Raw genomic sequence first — 23,452 nt, forward strand, 5'->3', positions numbered from 1 at the left:
TCGGCCGGTAGCCTTTGCGCGAACAGCACACCGCCGGACCACACACAGGTGCGGTCGGGACTGACGGAGAGGGCTGCACGTTATGGAAGAGCCGCGTCGCCTCGGCGGCCGGTACGAGCTGAGCCACGTGCTCGGCCGCGGTGGCATGGCCGAGGTCTACCTCGCCCACGACACCCGGCTCGGTCGTACCGTCGCCGTCAAGACCCTGCGCGCCGACCTCGCACGCGACCCGTCCTTCCAGGCCCGGTTCCGCCGCGAGGCCCAGTCGGCCGCGTCGCTGAACCACCCGGCGATCGTCGCCGTCTACGACACCGGCGAAGACTACGTCGACAACATCTCCATCCCGTACATCGTGATGGAGTACGTCGACGGCTCCACCCTGCGCGAGCTCCTGCACTCCGGCCGCAAACTGCTGCCCGAGCGCACCCTGGAAATGTGCATCGGCATCCTCCAGGCCCTCGAGTACTCGCACCGCGCCGGCATCGTGCACCGCGACATCAAGCCCGCCAACGTCATGCTGACCCGCACCGGCCAGGTCAAGGTCATGGACTTCGGCATCGCCCGCGCCATGGGCGACTCCGGCATGACCATGACGCAGACCGCGGCCGTTATCGGCACCGCCCAGTACCTCTCCCCCGAGCAGGCCAAGGGCGAACAGGTCGACGCGCGCTCCGACCTCTACTCCGCCGGCTGCCTGCTCTACGAGCTCCTGTGCGTACGGCCGCCGTTCGTCGGCGACTCCCCCGTGGCCGTCGCCTACCAGCACGTACGGGAAGAACCGCAGCCCCCGTCGAACTTCGACCCCGAGATCACGCCCGAGATGGACGCCATCGTCCTCAAGGCACTGGTCAAGGACCCCGACTACCGCTACCAGTCCGCCGACGAGATGCGCGCCGACATCGAGGCCTGCCTCGACGGCCAGCCCGTCGCGGCCACCGCCGCCATGGGCGCCGCCGGCTACGGCTACCCGCACGACCAGGGCCACGGCTACGGCCAGCAGGGCTACGACCAGCCCACCACCGCCCTGCGCACCACCGACGCCGGCCAGACCTCCATGCTCCCGCCGATGAACGCGAACGACGGCGGCTACGGCTACCCGGAGCAGGGCCACGGCGGCTACGACCAGGGCCCCCACCGCCGCCAGAGCCAGAAGAAGAGCAAGGCCTCCACGATCCTCCTGGTCGCGGCCGGCCTCCTCGTCCTCATCGGCGCGATCCTCATCGGCCGCGCCCTCCTCGGCGACGGCGCCGACAACCGGCCGACCGTGCCCAAGCTCATCGGGCAGACCCTGGAACAGGCGCAGAAGAGCGGCGAGAACGTCGGCATCAAGGTGGTCAAGGGAGCCGACGAACCCTGCGCGGACCAGCCCAAGGGCAACGTCTGCAAGCAGGACAAGGCCCCCGACACCAAGGTCGACAAGGACTCCACCGTCACGGTGACGGTCTCCACGGGCGCGCCCAAGGTGGCGATCCCCAGCGTGACCGACCTGCTGGTGGACCAGGCCGAGGCGAAGCTGAAGGACGCGGGCTTCCAGGTCGAGCGCAAGTCCCAGGAGTCCAGCCGCGCCGTCGGCACGGTCCTGGAGCAGAACCCGAAGGCGGGGGGCGAGGCGGAGAAGAACTCCGTCGTCACGCTGACCGTCGCCAAGGAAGTCTCCAAGGCCACCGTCCCGGACCTCATGGGCAAGACCAAGGAGCAGGCGGTCGCCCTCCTCACCGCCGCCAACCTGAAGCTCGGCAGCACGACGGAGACCGAGTCCCCCGGGGCCGCACCGAAGACGATCATCCAGCAGCAGTACGCGGCGGGTGAGCAGCTGGAGGTCGGCAAGACGGTCAACGTGACCATCGCCAAGGCCAGCCAGGCGACCACGGTCCCCGTGCCGGCCAACCGGACCCTGGGCCAGTACAAGGACGAGCTGAAGCGGGCCGGCCTGAAGCTGGGCAACATCACCGGCCCGACGGACGACAACGCGATCGTCGTCAACACCAACCCGGGCCCCGGCCAGCCGGTCAACACGGGCTCGAACGTCGACGTCTTCACGATGGCGGGCCAGCAGGACGGCGGCTTCTTCGGAGGCCTGGGCAACCGCCGCTAGGCATCCGCCCTACACGCACGACAGAGCCCGGCCCCAGTGGGGGCCGGGCTTTTGCGTGCCGCGCCCCCCGCTCTCCACATATCAACGAAAACCGATCGTGTCTTCATATGTCGGAAGTCGTTGACCCGTTTGGGGCGGAGCATCAGGCTCCGCCAGGGAGGGCTGGACCGTGATCGACGAATCGGTGCTGTTGGAATCAAGGACCATGCGCACGAGCGTGCTGGGCCGGACGGAAGTACTGGACAAGGTGAAAACCCTGTCACTGCTGCCGGACGGACTACACGTGACGACGGCCATGGTTGCGGCGTACTTCGAAGTGGCGGAAGAGGTCGTCAACCGACTGCGCCAGCGCCATCGCGAGGAGCTCACCGGCAACGGTATGCGCACCCTCAAGGGCCCTGAGCTGGAAAGTTTTGAAAGAGACAACCTGTCTCTTTCAAAGGAAAGTTATCCACAGGGTCGAGGTGGACGAGTTCACTTGGCCGTCTACACCCGCCGGACCATCCTCAACGTGGCCATGCTGCTGCGCGACAGCGAGGTCGCCCGGAGCGTGCGCACGTACCTGCTGGATCGCGAGGAGTCGTCCCGGCAGCAGCCCGCACCCAACGACGTCGAGTCGCTCGACGAACGGATCACCCGCCTCAGCGAGGCCGGCTTCACCAAGCTGCTCGGCAGGACCGTCGTCCCCATGCTCAGCGCGCTCGTCGAGACCTCCGGCGAACACCACAGGGAACTGCTCAGCCTCCGCAACGACGTCCAGCAGATCCAGATCAAGCTCATCGAGCACGACATCCAGCTCAGCCGCCTCCAGCGCGGCCAGGACGTCAGGGCGCTCACCGGGATCATCGGGACCATCGACGCCATGAACTGGCGGGAGTTCGAGGAGCACGTCGCCCAGCTGCTCCGGCGCGACGGCTGCACCGACGTCGAGCTGCACGGCGGGCACGGCGGCGACCGCGGGGTCGACATCTCCGCCCGCACCGCCGACGGCCGCACGGTCGCCGTGCAGTGCAAGCACTTCGCGCCGTTCCGGCACGTGCTCAGCGGAGAGATGCAGAAGTTCCTGGGCGCTTCCAAGGTCATCCACGAAGCCGACGTGGCCCTCTACGTGGCCACGTGCGCCTTCACCCGGGAGTCCCTGGCCCTCGCCGCCCAGGGAGGCGTGACAGCCGTCCACAGGGGCCTTCTGGAGGCTTGGAGCGCCGGGGTCCAGCTCCAGGTCCTGCGCTGATGACCGAGTTGCTTGAAGCAACTCGGTCATCCCGACTTGTCCACAGCCGCGGTGACTTACCTCCTCGAAGGAGGTCAGTCACCGCAACTCCGCCGGCCGCGTCCGCTTCCCGTCGACCTTCTCCGTGCGCACCAGCTCGCCCCACACCACGTACCGGTACTTCGACGTGTACACCGGCGTGCACGTCGTCAGCGTGATGTAGCGCCCCGGGGCCGTCTTCCCCGACTCCTTCGGGACCGGGTTGATCACGTCCGTGTTGTACTTCGACGTCTGCCGCAGCTCCGCGAAGACCTTGTAGACGTACCAGGTGTCCCGCGTCTCGAAGACGATCGCGTCGCCGGTCTTCACCCTGTCGATGTTGTGGAACTTCGCCCCGTGCCCGTCCCGGTGCGCGGCGAGCGTGAAGTTGCCCTTCGTCTCCCACGGCAGCGCCGACTTCACCGGCTGCGTGTAGTAGCCCGCGACACCGTCGTTCAGGATGTCCGGGTCGGTGCCCTTCTTGACCAGCACCTCGCCGTTCTTCATCGCCGGGACGTGAAGGAAGCCCACCCCGCCCTGGACGTCCAGCGCGCCCGGCGCGGCGGGAGCGCCCGCCGGCGGGGCCTGCCACTGTTCGCGGATCCGGTCGCCCCGCTCCGACGCCTGCCGGTCCGCGAGGACGTTCGTCCACCACAGCGAGTACGCCACGAACAGGCCAAGCACCAGGCCCAGGGTGATCAGGACCTCGCCCAGGAAGCTCAGGAAGCCGGCGAGCAGGCTGCGGCGGGGGGCACGTGAGGACACTGCTGGTTCGTCCTTAGGGCGGCGAAGACGGCGAAGAGGGTGGCTACGGGCTGGTCAGCGCGGGCGGCGGGCCCTGGCTGCGGGGACGTTCATCCGTCATCCTGCCCCATACGACCATCCGGTAGGTGCTGGTGAACTCGGGCGTGCAGGTCGTCAGCGTGATGTAGCGCCCCGGCCCGGTGAACCCCGAGCCCTCCGGCACCGGTCTGATCACCGACACGTTCGTCGGCGGGGTCTGCGCCAGCGACGAGGTCATCTCGTACGTGTAGTACGCGTCCCGGGTCTCGACCACCACGGGGTCCCCAGGCACCAGCCTGTTGATGTAGCGGAACGGCTCGCCGTGGGTGTTGCGGTGGCCCGCCACCGCGAAGTTGCCCGTCCTCTCCGCCGGCATCGCGGTCTTCAGCGCGCCCTCGCCGTAGTGCCCGACCATCCCCTTGTCGAGGACCTTCGGCTTGCTGACGCCCTCCGCGACCGGCACCTTCAGGTCCAGCTTCGGGATGTACAGGATCGCGAAGCCCTGGCCCGGCTCGAAGGCCGTCACGGGCGGCGCGGCGGCCCCCGCGGACGCACCTCCGCCGCCCGCGCCCGGGCCCTGCTGCCAGGTCTGCTGGAGCGAGCCCGCGGCGCCGTCCGCCGTCCGCTGCGCCAGGAGGTTCGTGTACCAGAGCTGGTAGGCGACGAACAGCAGCATCACCAGCCCGAGCGTGATGAACAGCTCCCCGCCCAGCCGGCTCAGGACGATCAACGGGCCGCCCGACGCCGGCCGCCTGCGCCGCCGCCCGCCCCGCCTCCTGCTCTGCCTGGCGGAGCGCTTGGCGGCCTCCTGCGCCGCCCTGCGTCGCGCGGCCCGGCCCTCGGTGGGCGCGGACGGCGCGACGGCGGTCACGCGACGGCCTTGCCCACCACCGGGGCGAGCCCCACCGAGCGCTCCACGGCGCCCGCGTCACCGCAGCGCACCAGCCAGTTCGCCAGCATCCGGTGGCCCCACTCCGTCAGCACCGACTCGGGGTGGAACTGCACGCCCTCGACGTCGTGCTCGCGGTGGCGCAGGCCCATGATGATGCCGTCCTCCGTCCGCGCCGTGACCTCCAGCGAGTCCGGCAGGGTCGGCGGCTCGGCGGCCAGCGAGTGGTAGCGGGTCGCGGTGAAGGGCGACGGCAGCCCGGCGAAGACGCCCAGGCCCTCGTGGAGCACCGGGGAGGTCTTGCCGTGCAGCAGCTCCGGCGCCCGGCCCACGACACCGCCGTACGCGACCGCCATCGACTGCATGCCGAGGCACACGCCGAAGACGGGGACGCCGGTGTCCGCACAGTGGCGGACCATGTCGACGCAGACGCCCGCTTCCTCCGGCGTACCGGGACCCGGCGAGAGCAGCACCCCGTCGAATCCGTCCTGCGCGTGCGAGAGCTCGACCTCGTCGTTGCGCAGCACCTCGCATTCGGCCCCGAGCTGATAGAGGTACTGGACCAGGTTGAAGACAAAGCTGTCGTAGTTGTCCACGACCAGAATGCGCGCGCTCAAGGAGTGACTCCCGATCCCTCGTCCACCGTCACGTCGTTGAACGGAAGGAGCGGCTCGGCCCAGGGGAAGACGTACTGGAAGAGCACGAAGACCACCGCGAGGACCAGCACGAGCGAGATCAGCGCGCGTACCCACGCGTTTCCCGGCAGATGGCGCCAGATCCAGCCGTACATGCCGCCTGTTTCCTTTTCGTCCACATATGTCCACGCACCGCGAAGGGCGGTACGCCAACAGACTAAAGGCAGCGGCCCGGCGGGGTGGGTCAGCCGGTCAAACCCTCCGGCTTCCCCTGCCCGGCGGGGCGCGAGCCGGTCAGCTCCGCCCAGACGACGAGCCGGTGGCTGTGGCCCCATTCCGGGTCGCAGGTGGTGAGGGTCAGGTAGCGGCCGGGTGCGGTGAACGGTGATTTCGCCGGGACCGGGTCGACCACGGCGATGTCGGTCGGCACGGTGCGCAGGGGGCCGCCGCGCACGGTGTACGTGTACCAGGCGGCGGCGTCCTTGAGGATCACCTCGTCGCCCGGGCGCAGCTCGGGGAAATCCTTGAAGGGGTCGCCGTAGGTACGGCGGTGTCCGGCCACGGAGAAGTTCCCGGTGGCGCCGAGGCGGGCGGTGCCGGAGTAGTGGCCGAGGCCCTTCTTGAGCACGTCCGGGTCGGTGCCCTCCAGGACGGGCTTGTTCCAGTCGCGTCCGAAGCGGGGAATGTACATCTCGGCGAAGGCCCTGCCCGCCGGGTAGCCCGCCGGCTCGGGAGCCGCGGACGGCGCCGTCGGCTGCGGGGATGCCGGCGGAGACGGAGACGGAGAACGGGACGGAGAAGGCGCGGGGGCGGCCGCCGGGGCCACCGGGGCCGCCGCCCAGCGGTCGCGCAGGGCGGACATCTCGCCGTCCATGGCCCGGTCGGCCTTGACCCCGGTCCAGAACAGCACGTACGCCACGAACAGCACGATCAGGGTGCCCGCGGTCAGGCACACCTCGCTGAACGTCCGCACCGCCAGGCGCAGTACGACGTCAGGGCTGACTCGTCTCGGAGGAAGGGCCGACCGGCTTCGCATAGTGGAGGTCCACTGTGCCGGAGTAACCGGGAAGTGTCAGCGCCTTGTGCTCGTCCACTTTCCAGCCGAGCCCGTACGCGTTCACGTACAGCTGGTAGTTCTGCAGGGCCGGCGAGGCCGCCAGGGCCTTGCGCAACGCGCCCGGGTCGCCGACCGCCGACACCTTGTAGGGAGGGGAGTAGACGCGGCCCTGGAGGATCAGGGTGTTGCCCACGCAGCGCACCGCGCTGGTGGAGATCAGCCGCTGGTCCATGACCTGGATGCCCTCGGCGCCGCCCTGCCACAGGGCGTTCACCACGGCCTGCAGGTCCTGCTGGTGGATCACCAGGTCGTTCGGCTGCGGCTCGGGCACGTTGGGGATGCGGGCGGTGGCGTTCGGCGGGGCGTCGTTGAGGGTGACCGTCAGGCCCTTGCCGGACAACTCCTCGGTGCCGGAGGCCGCGCGCAGGGCGGTGAGCTTGGCGTCCTCCGCCTTGGTGCTGCCGTCGTCACGGTCGGCGAGGGCGTCCACCCGGCTGCGGACCGGTTCGAGGCTCTGCTCCAGTTCGGCGTTGTCCTGGCTGCGCTCGTGGATCAGGTCCGACAGCTTCAGCATCGAGGCGTCGGTCCGGATGTTCGTACCCTTGGAGGTGTTGAAACTGGTGACGAAGAGCAGGCCGGCCAGGGCGAAGACGGCGGCCGTCAGCAGCCGGACCGCTCCGGCCTTGCGCCGGGGACCCGCGGAGGAGTCGTCGGAATTGCTCAACGTACCCTTCTCCTTCAACGCCACAGGTCCACTACGCTAACGGACGCCCGGGGCAGGCAAGGTCCCCAGCCCATCGACAGGAGAGCCCCTCGTGCCGAAGTCACGTATCCGCAAGAAGGACGACTACACCCCGCCGCCGACCCGGCAGCCGCAGAGCATCAGGCTGACGAACCGCAGCTGGGTCGCTCCGGTCATGCTGGCGCTCTTCCTCATCGGACTCGCGTGGATCGTGGTCTTCTACGTGACCGAGACCCGGCTGCCGGTCGAATCGCTGGGCAATTGGAACATTGTAGTCGGATTCGGATTTATCGCAGCGGGATTCGGCGTCTCCACGCAGTGGAAGTAGCACCGATCGCTCTCCGGCGGAAGCTCTCCCCATGAGTTATCCACAGCGTCATCCACACCTGAGGAAAAGACAGAAGATCTGTGGATAACTCTGTGGAGGGTTGACGCCGGTGTGATCAGGTGAGTTCTGCCGTCCGGAGCAGAATCACCGCCGCGGCCAGCAGGAACACCACCGCGCAGGTACCCCATTGGACCAGTGCGCGATTCCTGCCGGTGGCCGGCCGGAGCATGGCCAGCCCGAGCACCGCTCCTGTGATCAGGCCGCCCACGTGGGCCTGCCAGGAAATGGACAGGGCCCCGCCGAACGGCACGAAGGTCAGCACCAGCATCAGCACGACCATCACGATCACCGGCCGCATCTCGTAGCGCAGCCGGCGCGCCAGCACCACGGTCGCGCCGAGCAGGCCGAAGATGGCGCCGGAAGCGCCGAGGGTCGGGGTGTTCTGCGGGGTCAGCAGGTAGACGAGGGCGCTGCCGCCCAGGCCCGAGAGCAGGTAGACGGCGAGGTAGCGGGCCCGGCCCAGCGCCGCCTCGAGCGGCCCGCCGATGAACCACAGCCCGATCATGTTCCCGACCAGGTGCCACCACTCGACGTGCAGGAACACCGAGGTCAGCAGGCGGTGGTACTGGCCGGTGGAGATCCCCTCGACGGGGGCGCCGGGGAACTCGCGGTACCGGCCGAGCAGCTCCAGCTGGATGACGACGGCCGGGGCGATCAGCCCCACGAAGAACACCGCCACGTTGATCCCGATCAGGATCTTGGTGACCAGCTGGGGATCTGCGGCGACCACCCCGCCCGCGAGGTTGCGCGGTGCGTTCGCGGTGGGGCGGTGACCGGTGCCGGAGCCCTCACGGACGCATTCCGGGCACTGGAAGCCGACCGAGGCGCTGATCATGCACTCGGGGCAGATGGGCCTCTCGCAGCGGGTGCAGCTGATCCCCGTGTCGCGGTCCGGGTGGCGGTAGCAGCGCGGCAGACGGTCGGTGTCCATCGGGTCCCCCGGGTCGTGGGTCAGCGCTTCTCGATGACGACGGACTTGATGACCACGTCCTCCACCGGCCGCTCGGTCCGCGGGTTCGTGGCGCTGGACGCGATGGCGTGCACGACCTGCCGGCTCGCCGGGTCCGTGACCTCGCCGAAGATCGTGTGCTTGCGGGTGAGCCAGGCCGTGGGCGCGACGGTGATGAAGAACTGCGAGCCGTTGGTGCCCGGGCCGGCGTTGGCCATGGCGAGCAGGTAGGGCTTGGTGAAGGCCAGGTCGGGGTGGAACTCGTCGGCGAACTGGTAGCCGGGGCCTCCGGTGCCGTTCCCGAGCGGGTCGCCGCCCTGGATCATGAAGCCGCTGATGACGCGGTGGAAGACGGTGCCGTCGTAGAGCGGGTCCGTGGTCTTCTGGCCGTCCGTGGGACGGGTCCACTCCCGCTCACCGGTGGCCAGTTCCACGAAGTTGCGGACGGTCTTCGGGGCGAAATTCGGCAGCAGCTCGATCTCGATGTCGCCTTGGCTTGTCTTCAGGGTGGCGTAGAGCTTCTCGGCCACGGATCTGCCTTCCATAGTCATCACTGTCGGGTCCAGATGGTCGCACGGAGGGCTGTACGGCACAGAAATACTCCACCCGTATGCCCTGTCGCGCATGCCGGGAGGCCCTATGCCAGGCATGATCCGGTAAAGGGTGGAAAGGTGAGCTGTGTCCACCGCCGAGGAGGAGGTTCCAGTGACCCGCAAGGACATGCACCTGGCCGCCGAGCATGCCAGGGAAGCCGTGAAGTACGCGGCGGAAGCAGTGGCCCCGTATGCCGGATCCGCCAGGGACGCGGCGGTGCAGTACGCGCACGACGCGAACGAGCTCCTGGCGCCGAAGATGTCGCACGCCGCTCACGGGGCCGCGCGGCAGGCGCGGTCGACGTACGAGTGCCATGTGCAGCCCCGGCTCCGGGCCGCGCGCACGCACGTCCCGCCGAACGTGGACCGGGCGGCGACGAAGGCGGTGGAGCATACGCGGCAGGCGGCGCGCCAGGCCGCCGATTACACGCAGCCGCGCATCGAGAGCGCGATCGCCGCGGCCACCCCGGTGGCCGAGGAGGCGGCTTCGCGATCCGTGGCGGCCCTGGCGGCTCTGCGCGGCCAGGTGTCGGCCAAGGAGGTGCAGCAGCTGGTACGGCGCCATGAGCGGCGGGCGCGTGCGGGCAAGTGGGTCAAGGGCTTCGTGATCGCCGGTGTGGTCGCGATCGGGGCCTACGCGGCGTGGAAGTGGTGGGACCAGCAGGCGAACCCGGACTGGCTCGTCGAACCGCCGGCGGCGACGGAGCTGTCGGCGAGCGACGCGGAGCCGGCGAGCTTCGACGACGAGCTGGCTGAGAAGGAGCGCGAGGCGGGGTCCTCCTCCGACGACAAGCAGCCCTGACGAGCGGACAGCGCATGGGCGAGGGCCCGGATCCGGTGGGATCCGGGCCCTCGCCCGTGCGCGCCGCGGCCGTCAGCCGGGGAGGGTGAGGACCTGGCCCGGACGGATGAGGTCGGGGTTGGCGCCGATGACGCCCCTGTTCATGGCGTAGAGCTCGCGCCAGCGGGCCTCGTTGCCCAGTTCGCGGCGGGCGATCGCGGGGAGGGAGTCACCGGCCTTGACGGTGTAGGTGCGCTTCTTGGCCGCGGGCACCGGCTTGGGCGCCGGCGCCGCGGGGACGGCCTTGTGCGCGGCGGACGCCGGGGTCGGGGTGTGCGGGGCGCCCGGTACCGTCCCGGCGGCCATGGGCTTCGGCGGCAGGGGGGTGGGCTCGGGCGCGACGGGCACGGCCTTGTGCGCGGCCGACCCCGGGGTCGGGGTCGCGGGCCTGGGGGGCGCGGGCTTGGGAGGAGCGGGCTTGGGGGGTGCGGCGGCGGCCATGCGCTCGGCGGCGGCCCGGGTGGCCGCGGCCGCGTCGGCCGCCTGGCTCCCCATCCGCTGCTCGCCCTGCTCCTTCGCCTTCTCGGCGGCCTCGTCGTGCTTCTTCTTGTCGGACTTCAGGAAGTCGAAGAGTCCCATGTCTGATACGCCTCCGGCGTGGGTGTTTCCCCCCTTGGCTCGGTGCCTCCCCCCACTGTCCGCCACGGGGCGGTGGGCGGCCGTGTGACTGGGCCGTTCGGGGGAGCCCGTCACTGGCGGGCGCGGCGGGCCGGCCGGGAGCTCTCGGAGGGGGTGGCGAGATCGCCCTCGACGAGCAGACCGAGGACGCGCAGGAGGGCGGTGCGGTCGGATTCGGTGAGGCCTGCGAGGGCGTCCGCGTGGACCTGGTCGACGATGCGCTGACTCTCAGCGGCGACGGTCGCGCCCCGGTCGGTGACGGCGATGATGCGGGCCCGGCGGTCCTTGGTGGAGGGACGGCGCTCGGCGAGTCCGGCCTTCTCCAGGGCGTCCACGGTGACGACCATCGTCGTCTTGTCCATGTCGCCGATCTCGGCGAGCTGGATCTGGGTGCGCTCCTCCTCCAGGGCGTGGACGAGGACGCAGTGCATGCGCGCGGTGAGACCGATCTCCCCGAGGGCGGCCGCCATGCGGGTGCGCAGGACGTGGCTGGTGTGGTCCAGGAGGAAGGAGAGGTCGGGCTCGGTCCGGGTGGGTGCCATGGCAGTCATGGATCCACTGTAACGATTCGATCCGAAGAAAATAGTCTGCAACAAAACTATCTGGTACGGTCTCACCAGCTGCCGCGCCCGCACCGCGGCCCCTGCGCCCGACGACTGGAGAGTCCGATGCCTGCCGCGCTCACCTCCGCTCCTTCCGCCACGCCCACCACGCCCACCACGCCCACGGCCGGACCGCACCGGCTGCGCTCCCGCTGGACCGCCCTCGCCGTGCTCTCGACGGCCATGCTGATGACGGTCCTCGACGGCAGCATCGTCACCGTGGCCATGCCCGCCATCCAGAACGACCTGGGCTTCTCCCCAGCGGGCCTCAGCTGGGTCGTGAACGCCTACCTGATCGCCTTCGGAAGCCTGCTGCTGCTCGCCGGACGCCTCGGCGACCTGATCGGCCGCAAGCGGATGTTCCTCGCCGGGACCGCCGTCTTCACCGGCGCCTCGGTGCTCGCCGGTTTCGCCACCTCCTCCGCCGTGCTCATCGCCGCCCGCTTCCTCCAGGGGGTCGGCAGTGCGATGGCCTCCGCCGTCGGCCTCGGCATCCTGATCACCCTGTTCACCGCACCCCGGGAGCGGTCCAGGGCGATCGCGGTGTTCTCATTCACCGGCGCAGCCGGCGCCTCGCTGGGCCAGGTGCTCGGCGGAGTGCTGACCGAGGCCCTCGACTGGCACTGGATCTTCTTCATCAACCTGCCCATAGGGCTGACCGCCCTGCTGCTGGCGCTGCCGGCCCTGCCCGCGGGCCGGGGCCCGGGGCTGGGCGCGGGTGCCGACGTACTGGGCGCGCTCCTGATCACCGGCGGACTGATGCTCGGCATCTACACCGTGGTGAAGGTGGAGCAGTACGGCTGGGCCTCCGCTCACACCGTCGGCCTGGGGGCCCTCTCCCTGGTCCTGCTGGCAGGCTTCATCCTGCGCCAGGCGAAGGCCCGCACCCCGCTGGTGCCGCTGCGGATCTTCCGCTCCCCCGCCGTGACCGGCGCGAACCTGGTGCAGATGCTGCTGGTGGCCGCCCTGTTCTCCTTCCAGATCCTGATCGCCCTCTACCTCCAGAAGGTGCGGGGCTACGGGGCCGCCGCCACCGGACTGGCGATGCTGCCCGCCGCCCTGGTGATCGGCGCGGTCTCCCTCGGCGTCTCCGCCCGGCTGAACGCCCGCTTCGGCGAGCGCAACGTGCTGCTGGCCGGCCTCGGCCTGCTCGTCGTCGCCCTGGGACTGCTGACTCGCCTGCCGGTGCACGCCGACTACGTCACCGACCTGCTGCCGGTGATGCTGCTGGCCTCCGGCATCGGCCTGGCGCTGCCGGCCCTCACCACCCTGGGCATGTCCGGCGCCGACGAGGGTGACGCCGGACTCGCCTCGGGGCTGTTCAACACCACCCAGCAGATCGGGATGGCGCTGGGCGTGGCCGTCCTGTCCACACTGGCCGCCTCCCGCACCGAGTCCCTGGCGGGGAGCGGCAGTTCACCGGCCGAGGCGCTCACCGGCGGCTACCACCTGGCGTTCGGCATCGGCGCCGCACTGCTCCTGGCCGGGATCGTCCTGGCTTCGACCCTGCTCAGGGCGGGCAGCACCCCCCGGCGTTAGCCGGAGACGACGAGGGGGCCGGGTGGACGTTTCACGTGAAACCGATGTTTCACGTGAAACCGGCCCGTGTTTCACGTGAAACACCGGCCGGAGTTATGGTCCGGAGCATGCCCGAACTCGTCACCCCCACTCCCCGGCTGCACTCCTCCTGGCTCGCCGCACAGAAGGAGTGGGGTCCAGACGCCCACATGGACGGGGCCGGACTCGGCTCCGACGACGACGTGGACAGCGCCGAGGGGTTCGCGGCCTGGGTGGGGAAGCTGCGCCTCCAGTCCGACCGCACGGCGCCCCTCGAACCGGGCCGCGTCCACGCGACGTACTGGTGGATCGCCGAAGGCGACACCTACCTGGGCGCCATCGACCTGCGGCACTACCTCAACGCCTTCCTGCTCGACGCGGGCGGCCACATCGGTTACAGCGTCCGCCCCTCCGCACGCGGGCGGGGACTGGCCCGCTGGGCGCTGGGCGAGGTCCTGTACGAGGCACGGCTGCTGGGACTGGACCGGGTCCTGCTGACCTGCGACCCGGACAACACCGCCTCCGTACGCACGATCGAGGCGAACGGCGGGGTCCTGGAGGACCTCCGCGAGACCCTGATCGGCCCCAAGCGCCGCTACTGGATCGAGCTCCTCCCGGCCCGGTGACCAAGGCCCGGCCACGCGAAAAAGACCTCCCCGACCGCGTTTCCGCAGGTCGGGGAGGTCTCTGGCGGTGGAGCCTAGGAGATTCGAACTCCTGACATCTGCCTTGCAAAGGCAGCGCTCTACCAACTGAGCTAAGGCCCCTCGGAACTGGACGCACCTGTCCCCCGAAAAAACGGGGTCGTTCCGCAGAACAGAGTACCGGGTGTACCCCCTCATCTCGCAAAATGATAGGGACTCCCGCCCCGCGACCACTCTCCGTAAGATGCTCGCGAGGTTCGCACCAGCGAAGGGGAGTAGTAAGAGTGGACGCTGTTCAGCAAGAGGCCACGGCCAGAGCCAGAGAGCTTCAGCGCAGTTGGTACGGAGAGCCGCTCGGAGCGCTCTTCCGCCGGCTCATAGATGACCTCGGCCTGAACCAGGCGCGCCTCGCTGCGGTGCTCGGACTGTCGGCACCCATGCTGTCCCAGCTGATGAGCGGCCAGCGCGCCAAGATCGGCAACCCTGCGGTCGTGCAGCGCGTCCAGGCACTCCAGGATCTCGCCGGCCAGGTGGCCGACGGAAGCGTCAGCGCCGTGGAGGCCACCGACCGGATGGACGAGATCAAGAAGACCCAGGGCGGTTCCGTCCTCAGCAACAGCGGTCAGACGACCACCAGTTCTGGCGCTCCCACCGTCAAGCGGGTCGTCCGCGAAATCCAGTCCCTGCTGCGCTCGGTCTCCGCCGCCGGCGACATAATCGACGCTGCGGACTCCCTCGCCCCCAGCCATCCGGAGCTGGCAGAGTTCCTCCGGGTGTACGGAGCGGGCCGTACCGCCGACGCGGTCGCCCACTACGAGGCGCACCAGAACTGACGGACGGGCAGCCGGACAAGCCACAACGGGTGACGGGGGACGGGCGCAGCGATGGGTGAGATCTTCGCCGGCCGGTACGAGCTGACGGATCCGATCGGACGCGGTGGCGCGGGCGCCGTGTGGCGGGCCTGGGACCACCGCCGCCGCCGGTACGTCGCCGCGAAGGTCCTGCTGCAGAGCGATGCCCACACCCTGTTGCGGTTCGTGCGGGAACAGGCCCTGCGCATCGATCACCCGCACGTCCTCGCCCCGGCCAGCTGGGCGGCCGACGACGACAAGGTCCTGTTCACCATGGACCTGGTCGGTGGCGGCTCCCTCGCCCATGTGATCGGGGACTACGGTCCCCTGCCGCCCCGCTTCGTGTGCGCCCTGCTCGACCAGCTCCTGTCGGGCCTGGCCGCGGTGCACGCGGAAGGTGTCGTGCACCGCGACATCAAACCGGCCAACATCCTGATGGAGGCCACCGGAACCGGGCGGCCGCACCTGCGGCTGTCCGACTTCGGCATCTCCATGCGCAAGGGCGAGCCGAGGCTGACCGAGACCAACTACGTCGTCGGCACGCCCGGTTACTTCGCGCCCGAACAACTCCTCGGTGCGGAGCCCGACTTCCCCGCGGACCTCTTCGCCGTCGGACTGGTCGGCCTGTACTTGTTGCAGGGCCGCAAGCCCGACTCCCAGGCCCTGGTGGAGCGTTTCCTCGCCCACGGGACCCCGGGCGCCCCCGAAGGCGTCCCGGCGCCGCTGTGGGAGGTCCTCGCCGCGCTGCTGCAGCCGGACCCCGGCAGCCGGTTCAAGACGGCCACGGGGGCGCGCAAGGCCCTTGCCGAGGCCGTGGAACTGCTTGCGCCGTCCGCCCCGGACGAGGAGCCGGTGGAGGTCTTCGACCAACTCGGTCCGCTCCCGGCCGGTTTCGGCCCCGACGGGCCGCGGAGCACCGCGGCGGTCACTCCCGAGGCCCCGACGGCGGGCCTGGCGGGCGCCGCCGCCCCGCTGACCGCCCCGGGCCCCGCCACGGCGGCCGCGCCCCCACCGACCACCCCCGGCGCGGGCCCCGGCTCCACCACGGCGGGCGCGGACCCCGCTCCCGCCGACCCGCGCGGCCGGGCCACGCTCCCGGCCCCGGTGCCCGCGGCCCCGGTGCCCGCGGCATCCACCGCCCCGTACCCGGCCGGTCCCGCGCAGGCGCCGACGGCCGCCTCCGGGTTCGGGCCTCCGCCCGGGGCCCCGTACGAATACGCGGTCGCCCCGCCCCAACTCCCCGCCCAGGCCACCGCGTACGGCCCCTCCCCGACGGGGAGCTTCCACCTCCAGCCGCCGACCGCACCGGTGCCGCATTCCCCCGCCGCCCCGCCGCCGCGCCGGACCGGTATCGCCCCGCCGCGGCCGAAGGCCGTCGCCGCACTGCTCGCCGCCGCACTGCTCTGCTTCGCGACCGGCGTCTGGGCCCTCACTCAGATGTAGTGCGGCGTCCCCGCCGGCCGAGCAGGATCCAGCCGCCCAGCACCAGCAGCAGCACCGTCCCGGTCCCGAAACCGGCCCCGGCCACCACCCGCATCACCGAGGCGCGGTCCGCGGCGTCCGCGGCCTCCGGGGCCGTCAGCCCCGCCCTTGCGGCCTCCCGGTCCGGCGCCCCCACCCCGAAGCCGCCGGCGGCCGGGTCCTCCTTGTACGCGGGCGCCTTGCCCGGAGTCCCGGTGACGTCCAGGCGCAGGGTCAGCGGGACCGTCGTCCCGTCCGCGGTGAACTCGGCGGTCTTCGCGCCCATGGTGACCGCGACGTAGTACCAGCCGGCGATCGAGGCGTGCTGCACGTCCCTGTCGCTGGAGAAGCGGTTCTCGTAGGCCACGGGCGGGGTCCTCCCCAGGGTGACCCCGGCCTGCCTGCCGTCGTAGGAGGTGTCCTTCTCCGAGACCAGCCCCCGGAAGGGGCTGTACAGCGAGACGACGAGCCCGCCCGAGGCCGAGCCGGACGGCTTGGTCATGGTGGCCGCGGACAGCTCCGCCCCGAGCTGCAGTTGCTGTCCCCAGTCCAGCGGCACCCGGTACCAGCGGGTCTGCCCCGCCCGCAGCTCGTCGCGCCACACCCCGCCGCCCAGCGCCCGGGCGTCGTTGAACCCGCTGCCGCCGCTGCGTCCCACCGCCTCGGTGCCGGGCAGCGGCGCTGCCCCCGAGGGCCAGGCGCTGGGTGCGGCCGTGGGGCCGCCGGGGCCGCGCCCCGGCTCGCGCTGCACCCGCAGTTCGAGCGGCCACTCGCGGGGGTCGGAGCCCTTGGACGAGGTGCGGGTGACCTTGACGTAGTAGACGCCGCCCGGCGCGCAGTCGAGGTCCTCGGCGCCCCACCGCACCCCGACGGCGCTGATCGGCACCGGGTCGTAGCCGAAGCCGGCGCGGCCCGCGGAGCCCGGGCAGGAACGCCCGGCGGTGGTCATGATCTCCACCTCGATGCCGTCGCCGTAGGAGACCTTGGCCCCGGCGGCGGGTCGCGCCACCGCGGAGACGTACACGTTCGACTGGTCCTGCTCGAGCACGAGCCGGTAGACGCGCTCACCGGGGGCGATCCGGTCCGTGTAGACGTTCCCGGCGGCGATCTGCGGGGCGTCGGCGGTGGAGGGCTTGCCCTCGACGGCTTTCGCGCCGTCGGCGGGGCGGTAGGACGGCAGCGGCTGGGGTACCGGGGCGGCGTGCGCCTCACCCGGCAGAGCCGCCGGCACCGCCAGGCACAGGGCCGCTGCCACCGTCGTCGTCCGCAACCGGTCCACTACGCCCACCCCGAGTTTGCCAGCGCAAGCCAAATCTTTGCATAACGGAAGTTTTCGTCACAGAACAGCACAAAGCCCCGGCCGCAGCGGCAGCCGGGGCTTCATGGGATCAGCCTTCGGTCTCACACACCGGAACCAGAGGGCACGGAGTCGGTTGCCTCCGTCCACAGGTCCTGCTCGGCGCGGTCCGCCTGGATCTGGCGGTACACGAGGAGCCCGCCGATGGCGGCCAGTGCGACCAGGAGCAGCTTCTTCACCGCGCGACCTCGTCTTTCGTTGACGTAGGGGACTTCCTGACGCCCAACAATACACAGGGACCGATACCGTTCGGTGACCTGGCGGACCACCAACTGGCCCAACGGCGAAGACCCCCAGGCCTTGGGCCTGGGGGTCTTCGACACTGTGGGGCTAACAGGATTTGAACCTGTGGCCTCATCCTTATCAGGGATGCGCTCTAACCAACTGAGCTATAGCCCCATCCGCCTTCGCTGCGCTCCCGCGCTGCGCGCTGACTCCTGAAGATTAGCGCACAGACGCGGTAGCTCCAAAATCGGTTCTCACGCAGCGTCTGCGCAGGTCATTCGTCCTCGGCGAGCGTCAGCTCCACACCACCGACGAAGCCCGCCGACAGGTTGTAGATGAACGCGCCGAGCGTGGCCAGCGCCGTCGCCAGCACCACGTCGATGACCGCGATCACCGACGTGAAGATCAGGACGCGCGGCAGCGACAGGAACGACTGCAGGTCGAAGCCGTTGCTCTCGTTCGAACCGGTCGCCTCGCTGATCGTGCCGCCGACGGTCGAGAAGACGCCCATCGCGTCCATGACCATCCACAGCACCGCGGCGGCCACGATCGTGCAGACGCCCAGCGCGATCGACAGCAGGAAACTGACCTTCATCACCGACCACGGGTCGGCCTTGGCCACCCGCAGGCGCGCCTTGCGCGTCCTGGGGGCCGTACGGACCCCTGTGCGCGGCTTGCGCTGCGCCGAGGGACCCTCGCCGGTCCGCGGCGCGCCGGGGCCCTGGGGGGCCGTGTACGCCTGCGGCGGCTGGTACGGCGGCTGCGCCGGACCCGCGCCGGCGGCCGGCTTCGGTTCTCGGGTGTCCGTCACGGTTCCCCCCTGGGAGTCCGCGGCGGGGCCACGGGCACCGTTCGCTCCAGTCTTGGCCGGTCCGGCGCCCGTGGCTCCACTCACGACTTACTCCTCGTGCTCCCCGACCGAAGGCTGCGTGCCCTCGGCGGCCTCGGCGGCCTGTGCTTCGGCCGCCTCGGTCCCAGTGTCGGTCTCGGTCTCGTCCGCCTCGTCGGCCTCCTGGCCCGCTTCGGCGTTACGAGCGATGCCCACCACGGCATCTTTCTTGCCCAGGTTGATCAGCTGGACGCCCATCGTGTCACGGCCGGTCTCCCTGACTTCGTTGACGCGCGTACGAATCACACCACCGCTGAGGGTGATTGCGAGGATTTCGTCGCTTTCGTCCACCACGAGCGCGCCCACGAGGGACCCGCGGTCCTCCACGATCTTCGCGGCCTTGATACCCAGACCGCCGCGACCCTGGACGCGGTACTCGTCGACCGGCGTCCGCTTGGCATAGCCGCCGTCGGTCGCGGTGAAGACGAACGTACCGGGCCGGACCACGCTCATGGAGAGCAGTTCGTCACCCTCGCGGAAACTCATGCCCTTCACGCCGGACGTCGCACGCCCCATCGGACGCAGCGCGTCGTCGGTCGCCGTGAAGCGGATCGACTGCGCCTTCTTGCTGATCAGCAGCAGGTCGTCCTCGGCCGACACCAGCTCCGCGCCGATCAGCTCGTCGTCGCTGCCGTCCTCGGTCTCCCGGAGGTTGATCGCGATCACGCCACCCGAACGGGGGGAGTCGTAGTCCTTGAGCGCCGTCTTCTTCACCAGGCCGCCCTTGGTGGCCAGGATCAGGTAGGGCGCCGCCTCGTAGTCGCGGATCGCGAGGATCTGCGCGATCTTCTCGTCCGGCTGGAAGGCCAGCAGGTTCGCCACGTGCTGCCCGCGCGCGTCACGGCCGGCGTCCGGGAGCTCGTACGCCTTGGACCGGTAGACCCGGCCCTTGTTCGTGAAGAACAGCAGCCAGTGGTGCGTCGTGGACACGAAGAAGTGGTCGACCAGGTCGTCCTGCTTCAGCTTCGTACCGCGCACGCCCTTGCCGCCGCGCTTCTGCGAGCGGTAGTCCTCGGTCTTGGTCCGCTTGACGTAACCGCCGTGCGTGATCGTGACGACGATGTCCTCCTCGGCGATCAGGTCCTCGATGGACATGTCACCGTCGAAGGGCACCAGCTTGGACCGCCGGTCGTCGCCGAACTTCTCGACGATCGCCGCCAGTTCCTCGCTCACGATCGAACGCTGGCGCTCCTCCGAGGCCAGGATCGCGTTGTACTCGTTGATCTTGGCCTGGAGCTCGTCGTGCTCCGCGACGATCTTCTGCCGCTCCAGCGCCGCCAGACGCCGCAGCTGCATCTCCAGGATCGCGTTCGCCTGGATCTCGTCGATCTCCAGCAGGCCCATCAGGCCCTCGCGCGCGATCTCGACCGTATTGCTGCGCCGGATCAGCGCGATGACCTCGTCGATCGCGTCCAGCGCCTTCAGCAGACCGCGCAGGATGTGCGCGCGCTCCTCCGCCTTGCGCAGCCGGAAGCGCGTACGCCGGACGACGACCTCGATCTGGTGCTGCACCCAGTGCCGGATGAACGCGTCGATCGACAGCGTGCGCGGCACACCGTCCACCAGCGCCAGCATGTTCGCGCCGAAGTTCGTCTGCAGGTCGGTGTGCTTGTACAGGTTGTTCAGCACGACCTTGGCCACGGCGTCGCGCTTGAGCACGATCACCAGGCGCTGACCCGTACGCGACGAGGTCTCGTCACGGACGTCGGCGATACCGCCGATCTTCCCGTCCTTCACCAGGTCCGCGATCTTCTGCGCCAGGTTGTCCGGATTCACCTGGTACGGAAGCTCCGTCACCACCAGGCACTGGCGGTTCTGGATCTCCTCGACCGCGACCACCGCGCGCATCGTGATGGAGCCGCGCCCCGTCCGGTACGCCTCCTCGATGCCCTTGCGGCCCACGACCAGCGCACCGGTCGGGAAGTCCGGGCCCTTGATCCGCTCGATGAGCGCGTCCAGCAGCTCCTCGTGCGTGGCCTGCGGGTGCTCCAGCGCCCACTGGGCACCGGCCGCGACCTCGCGCAGGTTGTGCGGCGGGATGTTCGTCGCCATACCCACGGCGATACCGGCGGAGCCGTTCACCAGCAGGTTCGGGATGCGCGCCGGCAGGACCGTCGGCTCCTGGTTGCGGCCGTCGTAGTTGTCCTGGAAGTCGACGGTCTCCTCGTCGATGTCCCGGAGCATCTCCATGGCCAGCGGCATCAGCTTGCACTCGGTGTAGCGCATCGCCGCCGCCGGGTCGTTGCCCGGGGAGCCGAAGTTGCCGTTGGAGTCCACCAGCGGCATCCGCATCGACCACGGCTGCGCCAGGCGGACCAGGGCGTCGTAGATCGAGGAGTCACCGTGCGGGTGGTACGTGCCCATGACGTCACCGACGACGCGGGCGCACTTGTAGAAGCCCTTCTCGGGCCGGTAACCGCCGTCGTACATCGCGTACAGCACACGACGGTGGACGGGCTTGAGACCGTCCCGCACGTCGGGCAGCGCACGCGAGACGATGACGGACATCGCGTAGTCGAGGTAGGAGCGCTGCATCTCCGTCTCGAGCCCGACGGGCTCGATCCGCACCTGCGGCTGCTCCTCTTCGGTGTTCTCGGCGGTGGGAGTGTTTTCGTCGGCCATCGCTGGTCAAAGATCCTTTCAGGCGGTCAGCAGGGACCGACTCAGATGTCGAGGAAGCGGACGTCCTTGGCGTTGCGCTGGATGAAGGAGCGCCGCGCCTCGACGTCCTCACCCATCAGCACCGAGAACAGGTCGTCGGCCTGAGCCGCGTCGTCCAGCGTCACCTGGCCGAGCACGCGGTGGTCGACGTCCATGGTGGTGACGCGCAGCTCCTCGGCGTTCATCTCGCCCAGACCCTTGAAGCGCTGGATCGAGTCTTCCTTGATCCGCTTGCCGTTCTGCTTGCCGAGCTCGACCAGGGCGTCGCGCTCGCGGTCCGAGTACGCGTACTCGAAGTCGTCGCGGCCCCACTTGATCTTGTACAGCGGCGGACGGGACAGGTACACGTGACCGGCCTCGACCAGCGGCCGCATGAAGCGGAACAGGAAGGTCAGCAGCAGGGTGTTGATGTGCTGGCCGTCGACGTCGGCGTCCGCCATCAGGATGATCTTGTGATAGCGGAGCTTCTCGATGTCGAAGTCCTCGTGCACACCGGTACCGAAGGCACTGATCAGCGCCTGGACCTCGGTGTTCTGGAGGATCTTGTCGATACGCGCCTTCTCGACGTTCAGGATCTTGCCGCGGATCGGCAGGATGGCCTGGTACATCGGGTTGCGGCCGGACTTGGCCGAACCGCCGGCGGAGTCACCCTCGACGATGAAGATCTCGCACTTGGTCGGGTCGTTCGACTGGCAGTCCGACAGCTTGCCCGGCAGCGAGGCCGACTCCAGCAGACCCTTGCGGCGCGTCAGGTCACGCGCCTTGCGGGCCGCGACCCGCGCCGTGGCCGCCTGGATGGCCTTGCGGACGATGTCCGCGGCCTCGACCGGGTTCCGGTCGAACCAGTCGTTCAGGTGCTCGTGGACGACCTTCTGCACGAAGGTCTTCGCCTCGGTGTTGCCCAGCTTGGTCTTCGTCTGGCCCTCGAACTGGGGCTCGCCCAGCTTCACCGAGATGATCGCCGTCAGACCCTCGCGGATGTCCTCACCGGCGAGGTTGTCGTCCTTCTCGCGCAGCAGCTTCTTGTCGCGCGCGTAGCGGTTCACCAGACCCGTCAGCGCCGCACGGAAGCCCTCCTCGTGCGTACCGCCCTCATGCGTGTGGATCGTGTTCGCGAAGGAGTACACGCCCTCCGTGTACTGCGAGTTCCACTGCATCGCGATCTCGACCGAGAGCATCCGCTCCTTGTCCTCGGCCTCGACGTCGATGACCGTCGGGTGGATCAGGTCGCCCTTGCGCGAGTTCAGGTACTTCACGAAGTCGACGATGCCGCCCTCGTAGTAGTACTTGACCGTCCGCGCCTGCGGCTCGGCCGTGTCCGCGTCCGGGTCGTCCGCGCCCGCCGTGGCCTTCGCCGACTCCCGCTCGTCGGTCAGCGTCAGGGTCAGGCCCTTGTTGAGGAAGGCCATTTCCTGGAAGCGCCGCGACAGCGTCTCGAAGGAGTACTCGGTGGTCTCGAAGATGTCGCCGTCGGCCCAGAACGTCACCGACGTGCCGTGCTCGTCGGTCTCCTCGTGCTTGGCCAGCGGCGCCGTCGGCACACCCAGCTTGTAGTCCTGGGTCCAGCGGTGGCCGTCCGTCCTGACCTCGACCGCGACCTTGGTCGACAGGGCGTTCACGACGGACACACCGACACCGTGCAGACCGCCGGAGACGGCGTAACCGCCGCCGCCGAACTTGCCGCCCGCGTGCAGGACGGTCAGGACGACCTCGACGGCCGGCTTGCCCTCGGACGGCACGATGCCGACCGGGATACCGCGACCGTTGTCGACCACGCGCACCCCGCCGTCGGCGAGGATCGTCACGTCGATGGTGTCGGCGTGCCCGGCCAGCGCCTCGTCGACCGAGTTGTCGACGACCTCGTAGACGAGGTGGTGAAGACCACGCTCACCCGTCGAGCCGATGTACATACCCGGCCGCTTGCGGACCGCGTCCAGGCCCTCGAGGACCTGGATCGCACTGGCGTCGTAATTCTTCTCGTTGGAGTCGCCGGAATCGGCCACGAAGCGCCCTTTCTGGCACAGCGCAGCCCGTACTCCGGACCAGCGTGTGCGCCGGAGGAGCGGCCGCGTCGATCTGCGTTGTCTGCGTGATCCCGCGAGCGGGCGGGATTCTCCTCCAGTCTACCGGTACCACGGACATGAATGGGGGTTTGCCGGTACCTGAGTCCGCATGTGCCGCCCTGAACCGCCACTCTCCGACTCCCCATATCCGGGAAGGGGCTCAAAGAGGCTCACACGGGCATCCAGCGCTTCGGCCTGTCAACCTCCCACTACCGTGAGGGACACCACCCGCACCACAGGCCGAATCCCACCCCACCCCGTCTCAAACCCGGCCCCGTCCCCATCCGAAACAGGTCTCGCCCA

At 69.8% G+C, this 23,452-nt stretch carries 22 protein-coding genes, 2 tRNA genes and 1 pseudogene; 8 read left to right on the plus strand and 17 right to left on the minus strand.

Annotation, left to right across the window (positions count from 1 at the left end; all coding sequences use genetic code 11):
- The first annotated feature begins 82 nt into the window (after window positions 1–82).
- Both pknB and ACZ6Y1_RS09170 read left to right on the plus strand, forming a co-directional pair.
- Entirely contained in the window at window positions 83–2,095 is a 2,013-nt protein-coding gene (gene pknB / locus ACZ6Y1_RS09165) for a Stk1 family PASTA domain-containing Ser/Thr kinase (RefSeq protein WP_469625250.1), read from the plus strand.
- A gap of 478 nt (window positions 2,096–2,573) precedes the next feature.
- Entirely contained in the window at window positions 2,574–3,326 is a 753-nt protein-coding gene (locus ACZ6Y1_RS09170) for a restriction endonuclease (protein ID WP_469625254.1), read from the plus strand.
- Window positions 3,327–3,404: 78 nt separating this feature from the next.
- On the opposite strand, the gene ACZ6Y1_RS09175 is transcribed toward ACZ6Y1_RS09170, so the two are convergent.
- The 6 genes and pseudogenes from ACZ6Y1_RS09175 to ACZ6Y1_RS09200 all read right to left on the minus strand — a co-directional run bounded on the left by ACZ6Y1_RS09175 (window position 3,405) and on the right by ACZ6Y1_RS09200 (window position 7,432).
- Window positions 3,405–4,109, minus strand: a complete 705-nt coding sequence (locus ACZ6Y1_RS09175) for a class E sortase (protein ID WP_469625256.1) — start codon at window positions 4,107–4,109, stop codon at window positions 3,405–3,407.
- Between the two features lie 43 nt (window positions 4,110–4,152).
- Window positions 4,153–4,851, minus strand: a pseudogene (locus ACZ6Y1_RS09180) (class E sortase); the annotation flags it as partial.
- A gap of 143 nt (window positions 4,852–4,994) precedes the next feature.
- Window positions 4,995–5,633 (minus strand): aminodeoxychorismate/anthranilate synthase component II, encoded by a 639-nt coding sequence (locus tag ACZ6Y1_RS09185; RefSeq protein ID WP_469625259.1) that lies wholly within the window; start codon window positions 5,631–5,633, stop codon window positions 4,995–4,997.
- Window positions 5,630–5,806, minus strand: a complete 177-nt coding sequence (locus ACZ6Y1_RS09190) for a hypothetical protein (protein WP_266935629.1) — start codon at window positions 5,804–5,806, stop codon at window positions 5,630–5,632. The genes ACZ6Y1_RS09185 and ACZ6Y1_RS09190 overlap by 4 nt, the downstream gene beginning before the upstream one ends.
- An 89-nt stretch (window positions 5,807–5,895) precedes the next feature.
- Window positions 5,896–6,687, minus strand: coding sequence for a class E sortase (locus tag ACZ6Y1_RS09195; RefSeq protein ID WP_469625262.1), 792 nt, complete (start codon window positions 6,685–6,687; stop codon window positions 5,896–5,898).
- Window positions 6,644–7,432, minus strand: coding sequence for a DUF881 domain-containing protein (locus ACZ6Y1_RS09200; protein ID WP_469625265.1), 789 nt, complete (start codon window positions 7,430–7,432; stop codon window positions 6,644–6,646). Before ACZ6Y1_RS09200 ends, ACZ6Y1_RS09195 begins: the two co-directional genes overlap by 44 nt.
- Window positions 7,433–7,523: 91 nt before the next feature.
- On the opposite strand from ACZ6Y1_RS09200, the gene crgA reads away from it, so the two are divergent.
- A complete protein-coding gene (crgA, locus tag ACZ6Y1_RS09205) occupies window positions 7,524–7,778 on the plus strand; it encodes a cell division protein CrgA (protein ID WP_469625267.1) in 255 nt (84 codons plus the stop codon).
- Window positions 7,779–7,893: 115 nt separating this feature from the next.
- Here the strand turns inward: crgA and ACZ6Y1_RS09210 are convergent, their stop codons facing one another.
- Both ACZ6Y1_RS09210 and ACZ6Y1_RS09215 read right to left on the minus strand, forming a co-directional pair.
- Window positions 7,894–8,769, minus strand: coding sequence for a rhomboid family intramembrane serine protease (locus ACZ6Y1_RS09210; protein ID WP_469625269.1), 876 nt, complete (start codon window positions 8,767–8,769; stop codon window positions 7,894–7,896).
- A 20-nt stretch (window positions 8,770–8,789) separates the two neighbouring features.
- A complete protein-coding gene (locus ACZ6Y1_RS09215; protein WP_376657449.1) occupies window positions 8,790–9,317 on the minus strand; it encodes a peptidylprolyl isomerase in 528 nt (175 codons plus the stop codon).
- A 175-nt stretch (window positions 9,318–9,492) separates the two neighbouring features.
- Between ACZ6Y1_RS09215 and ACZ6Y1_RS09220 the strand changes: the two genes are divergently transcribed.
- The gene (locus ACZ6Y1_RS09220; protein ID WP_469625271.1) at window positions 9,493–10,182 is read left to right on the plus strand and encodes a DUF5324 family protein; all 690 of its coding nucleotides are present in this window, start codon (window positions 9,493–9,495) and stop codon (window positions 10,180–10,182) included.
- A gap of 72 nt (window positions 10,183–10,254) precedes the next feature.
- Here ACZ6Y1_RS09220 and ACZ6Y1_RS09225 read toward each other — a convergent pair whose 3' ends face one another.
- Both ACZ6Y1_RS09225 and ACZ6Y1_RS09230 read right to left on the minus strand, forming a co-directional pair.
- The gene (locus ACZ6Y1_RS09225; protein WP_469625274.1) at window positions 10,255–10,800 is read right to left on the minus strand and encodes a LysM peptidoglycan-binding domain-containing protein; all 546 of its coding nucleotides are present in this window, start codon (window positions 10,798–10,800) and stop codon (window positions 10,255–10,257) included.
- Between the two features lie 110 nt (window positions 10,801–10,910).
- Entirely contained in the window at window positions 10,911–11,390 is a 480-nt protein-coding gene (locus tag ACZ6Y1_RS09230; RefSeq protein ID WP_469625276.1) for a MarR family winged helix-turn-helix transcriptional regulator, read from the minus strand.
- A gap of 117 nt (window positions 11,391–11,507) precedes the next feature.
- Here ACZ6Y1_RS09230 and ACZ6Y1_RS09235 point away from each other — a divergent pair, with 117 nt between their 5' ends.
- Complete coding sequence (locus ACZ6Y1_RS09235; RefSeq protein ID WP_469625279.1) at window positions 11,508–12,980, plus strand: MFS transporter; 1,473 nt, start codon at window positions 11,508–11,510, stop codon at window positions 12,978–12,980.
- Between the two features lie 107 nt (window positions 12,981–13,087).
- On the plus strand, window positions 13,088–13,624 hold the full coding sequence (locus tag ACZ6Y1_RS09240) for a GNAT family N-acetyltransferase (protein WP_469625281.1): 537 nt from the start codon (window positions 13,088–13,090) through the stop codon (window positions 13,622–13,624).
- 68 nt (window positions 13,625–13,692) lie between these two features.
- Here the strand turns inward: ACZ6Y1_RS09240 and ACZ6Y1_RS09245 are convergent.
- A tRNA-Ala gene (locus ACZ6Y1_RS09245) sits at window positions 13,693–13,765 on the minus strand.
- Window positions 13,766–13,926: 161 nt separating this feature from the next.
- Here ACZ6Y1_RS09245 and ACZ6Y1_RS09250 point away from each other — a divergent pair.
- Window positions 13,927–14,475 carry a DNA-binding protein gene (locus ACZ6Y1_RS09250; RefSeq protein WP_469625283.1) on the plus strand — a complete coding sequence of 183 codons (549 nt, stop codon included), beginning with the start codon at window positions 13,927–13,929 and terminating at the stop codon, window positions 14,473–14,475.
- Window positions 14,476–14,526: 51 nt separating this feature from the next.
- The gene (locus tag ACZ6Y1_RS09255; RefSeq protein ID WP_469625285.1) at window positions 14,527–15,936 is read left to right on the plus strand and encodes a serine/threonine-protein kinase; all 1,410 of its coding nucleotides are present in this window, start codon (window positions 14,527–14,529) and stop codon (window positions 15,934–15,936) included.
- On the opposite strand, the gene ACZ6Y1_RS09260 is transcribed toward ACZ6Y1_RS09255, so the two are convergent.
- The 6 genes from ACZ6Y1_RS09260 to gyrB form a co-directional block, all read right to left on the minus strand.
- Entirely contained in the window at window positions 15,923–17,233 is a 1,311-nt protein-coding gene (locus tag ACZ6Y1_RS09260) for a hypothetical protein (protein WP_469625287.1), read from the minus strand. The two genes, ACZ6Y1_RS09255 and ACZ6Y1_RS09260, sit on opposite strands and share 14 nt — an antisense overlap.
- 122 nt (window positions 17,234–17,355) lie before the next feature.
- A complete protein-coding gene (locus tag ACZ6Y1_RS09265; RefSeq protein WP_208809277.1) occupies window positions 17,356–17,490 on the minus strand; it encodes a DLW-39 family protein in 135 nt (44 codons plus the stop codon).
- 146 nt (window positions 17,491–17,636) lie between these two features.
- A tRNA-Ile gene (locus ACZ6Y1_RS09270) sits at window positions 17,637–17,710 on the minus strand.
- A 100-nt stretch (window positions 17,711–17,810) separates the two neighbouring features.
- On the minus strand, window positions 17,811–18,431 hold the full coding sequence (locus ACZ6Y1_RS09275) for a DUF3566 domain-containing protein (protein ID WP_469625289.1): 621 nt from the start codon (window positions 18,429–18,431) through the stop codon (window positions 17,811–17,813).
- Window positions 18,432–18,434: 3 nt separating this feature from the next.
- On the minus strand, window positions 18,435–21,047 hold the full coding sequence (gyrA, locus tag ACZ6Y1_RS09280) for a DNA gyrase subunit A (protein ID WP_469625291.1): 2,613 nt from the start codon (window positions 21,045–21,047) through the stop codon (window positions 18,435–18,437).
- 41 nt (window positions 21,048–21,088) lie between these two features.
- Window positions 21,089–23,110, minus strand: a complete 2,022-nt coding sequence (gyrB, locus tag ACZ6Y1_RS09285; RefSeq protein ID WP_469625737.1) for a DNA topoisomerase (ATP-hydrolyzing) subunit B — start codon at window positions 23,108–23,110, stop codon at window positions 21,089–21,091.
- Between the last annotated feature and the right edge of the window lie 342 nt (window positions 23,111–23,452).

This window comes from Streptomyces sp. NPDC053432 (assembly GCF_055585365.1).

What these genes read in the sequence shown, in the direction of transcription:
- pknB (WP_469625250.1), top strand. Translation starts at nt 83, where the DNA reads ATGGAAGAGCCGCGTCGCCTCGGCGGCCGGTACGAGCTGAGCCACGTG.
- ACZ6Y1_RS09190 (WP_266935629.1), bottom strand. Translation starts at nt 5,806, where the DNA reads ATGTACGGCTGGATCTGGCGCCATCTGCCGGGAAACGCGTGGGTACGC.
- ACZ6Y1_RS09195 (WP_469625262.1), bottom strand. Translation starts at nt 6,687, where the DNA reads ATGCGAAGCCGGTCGGCCCTTCCTCCGAGACGAGTCAGCCCTGACGTC.
- ACZ6Y1_RS09210 (WP_469625269.1), bottom strand. Translation starts at nt 8,769, where the DNA reads ATGGACACCGACCGTCTGCCGCGCTGCTACCGCCACCCGGACCGCGAC.
- ACZ6Y1_RS09225 (WP_469625274.1), bottom strand. Translation starts at nt 10,800, where the DNA reads ATGGGACTCTTCGACTTCCTGAAGTCCGACAAGAAGAAGCACGACGAG.
- ACZ6Y1_RS09230 (WP_469625276.1), bottom strand. Translation starts at nt 11,390, where the DNA reads ATGACTGCCATGGCACCCACCCGGACCGAGCCCGACCTCTCCTTCCTC.
- ACZ6Y1_RS09235 (WP_469625279.1), top strand. Translation starts at nt 11,508, where the DNA reads ATGCCTGCCGCGCTCACCTCCGCTCCTTCCGCCACGCCCACCACGCCC.
- ACZ6Y1_RS09240 (WP_469625281.1), top strand. Translation starts at nt 13,088, where the DNA reads ATGCCCGAACTCGTCACCCCCACTCCCCGGCTGCACTCCTCCTGGCTC.
- ACZ6Y1_RS09255 (WP_469625285.1), top strand. Translation starts at nt 14,527, where the DNA reads ATGGGTGAGATCTTCGCCGGCCGGTACGAGCTGACGGATCCGATCGGA.
- gyrA (WP_469625291.1), bottom strand. Translation starts at nt 21,047, where the DNA reads ATGGCCGACGAAAACACTCCCACCGCCGAGAACACCGAAGAGGAGCAG.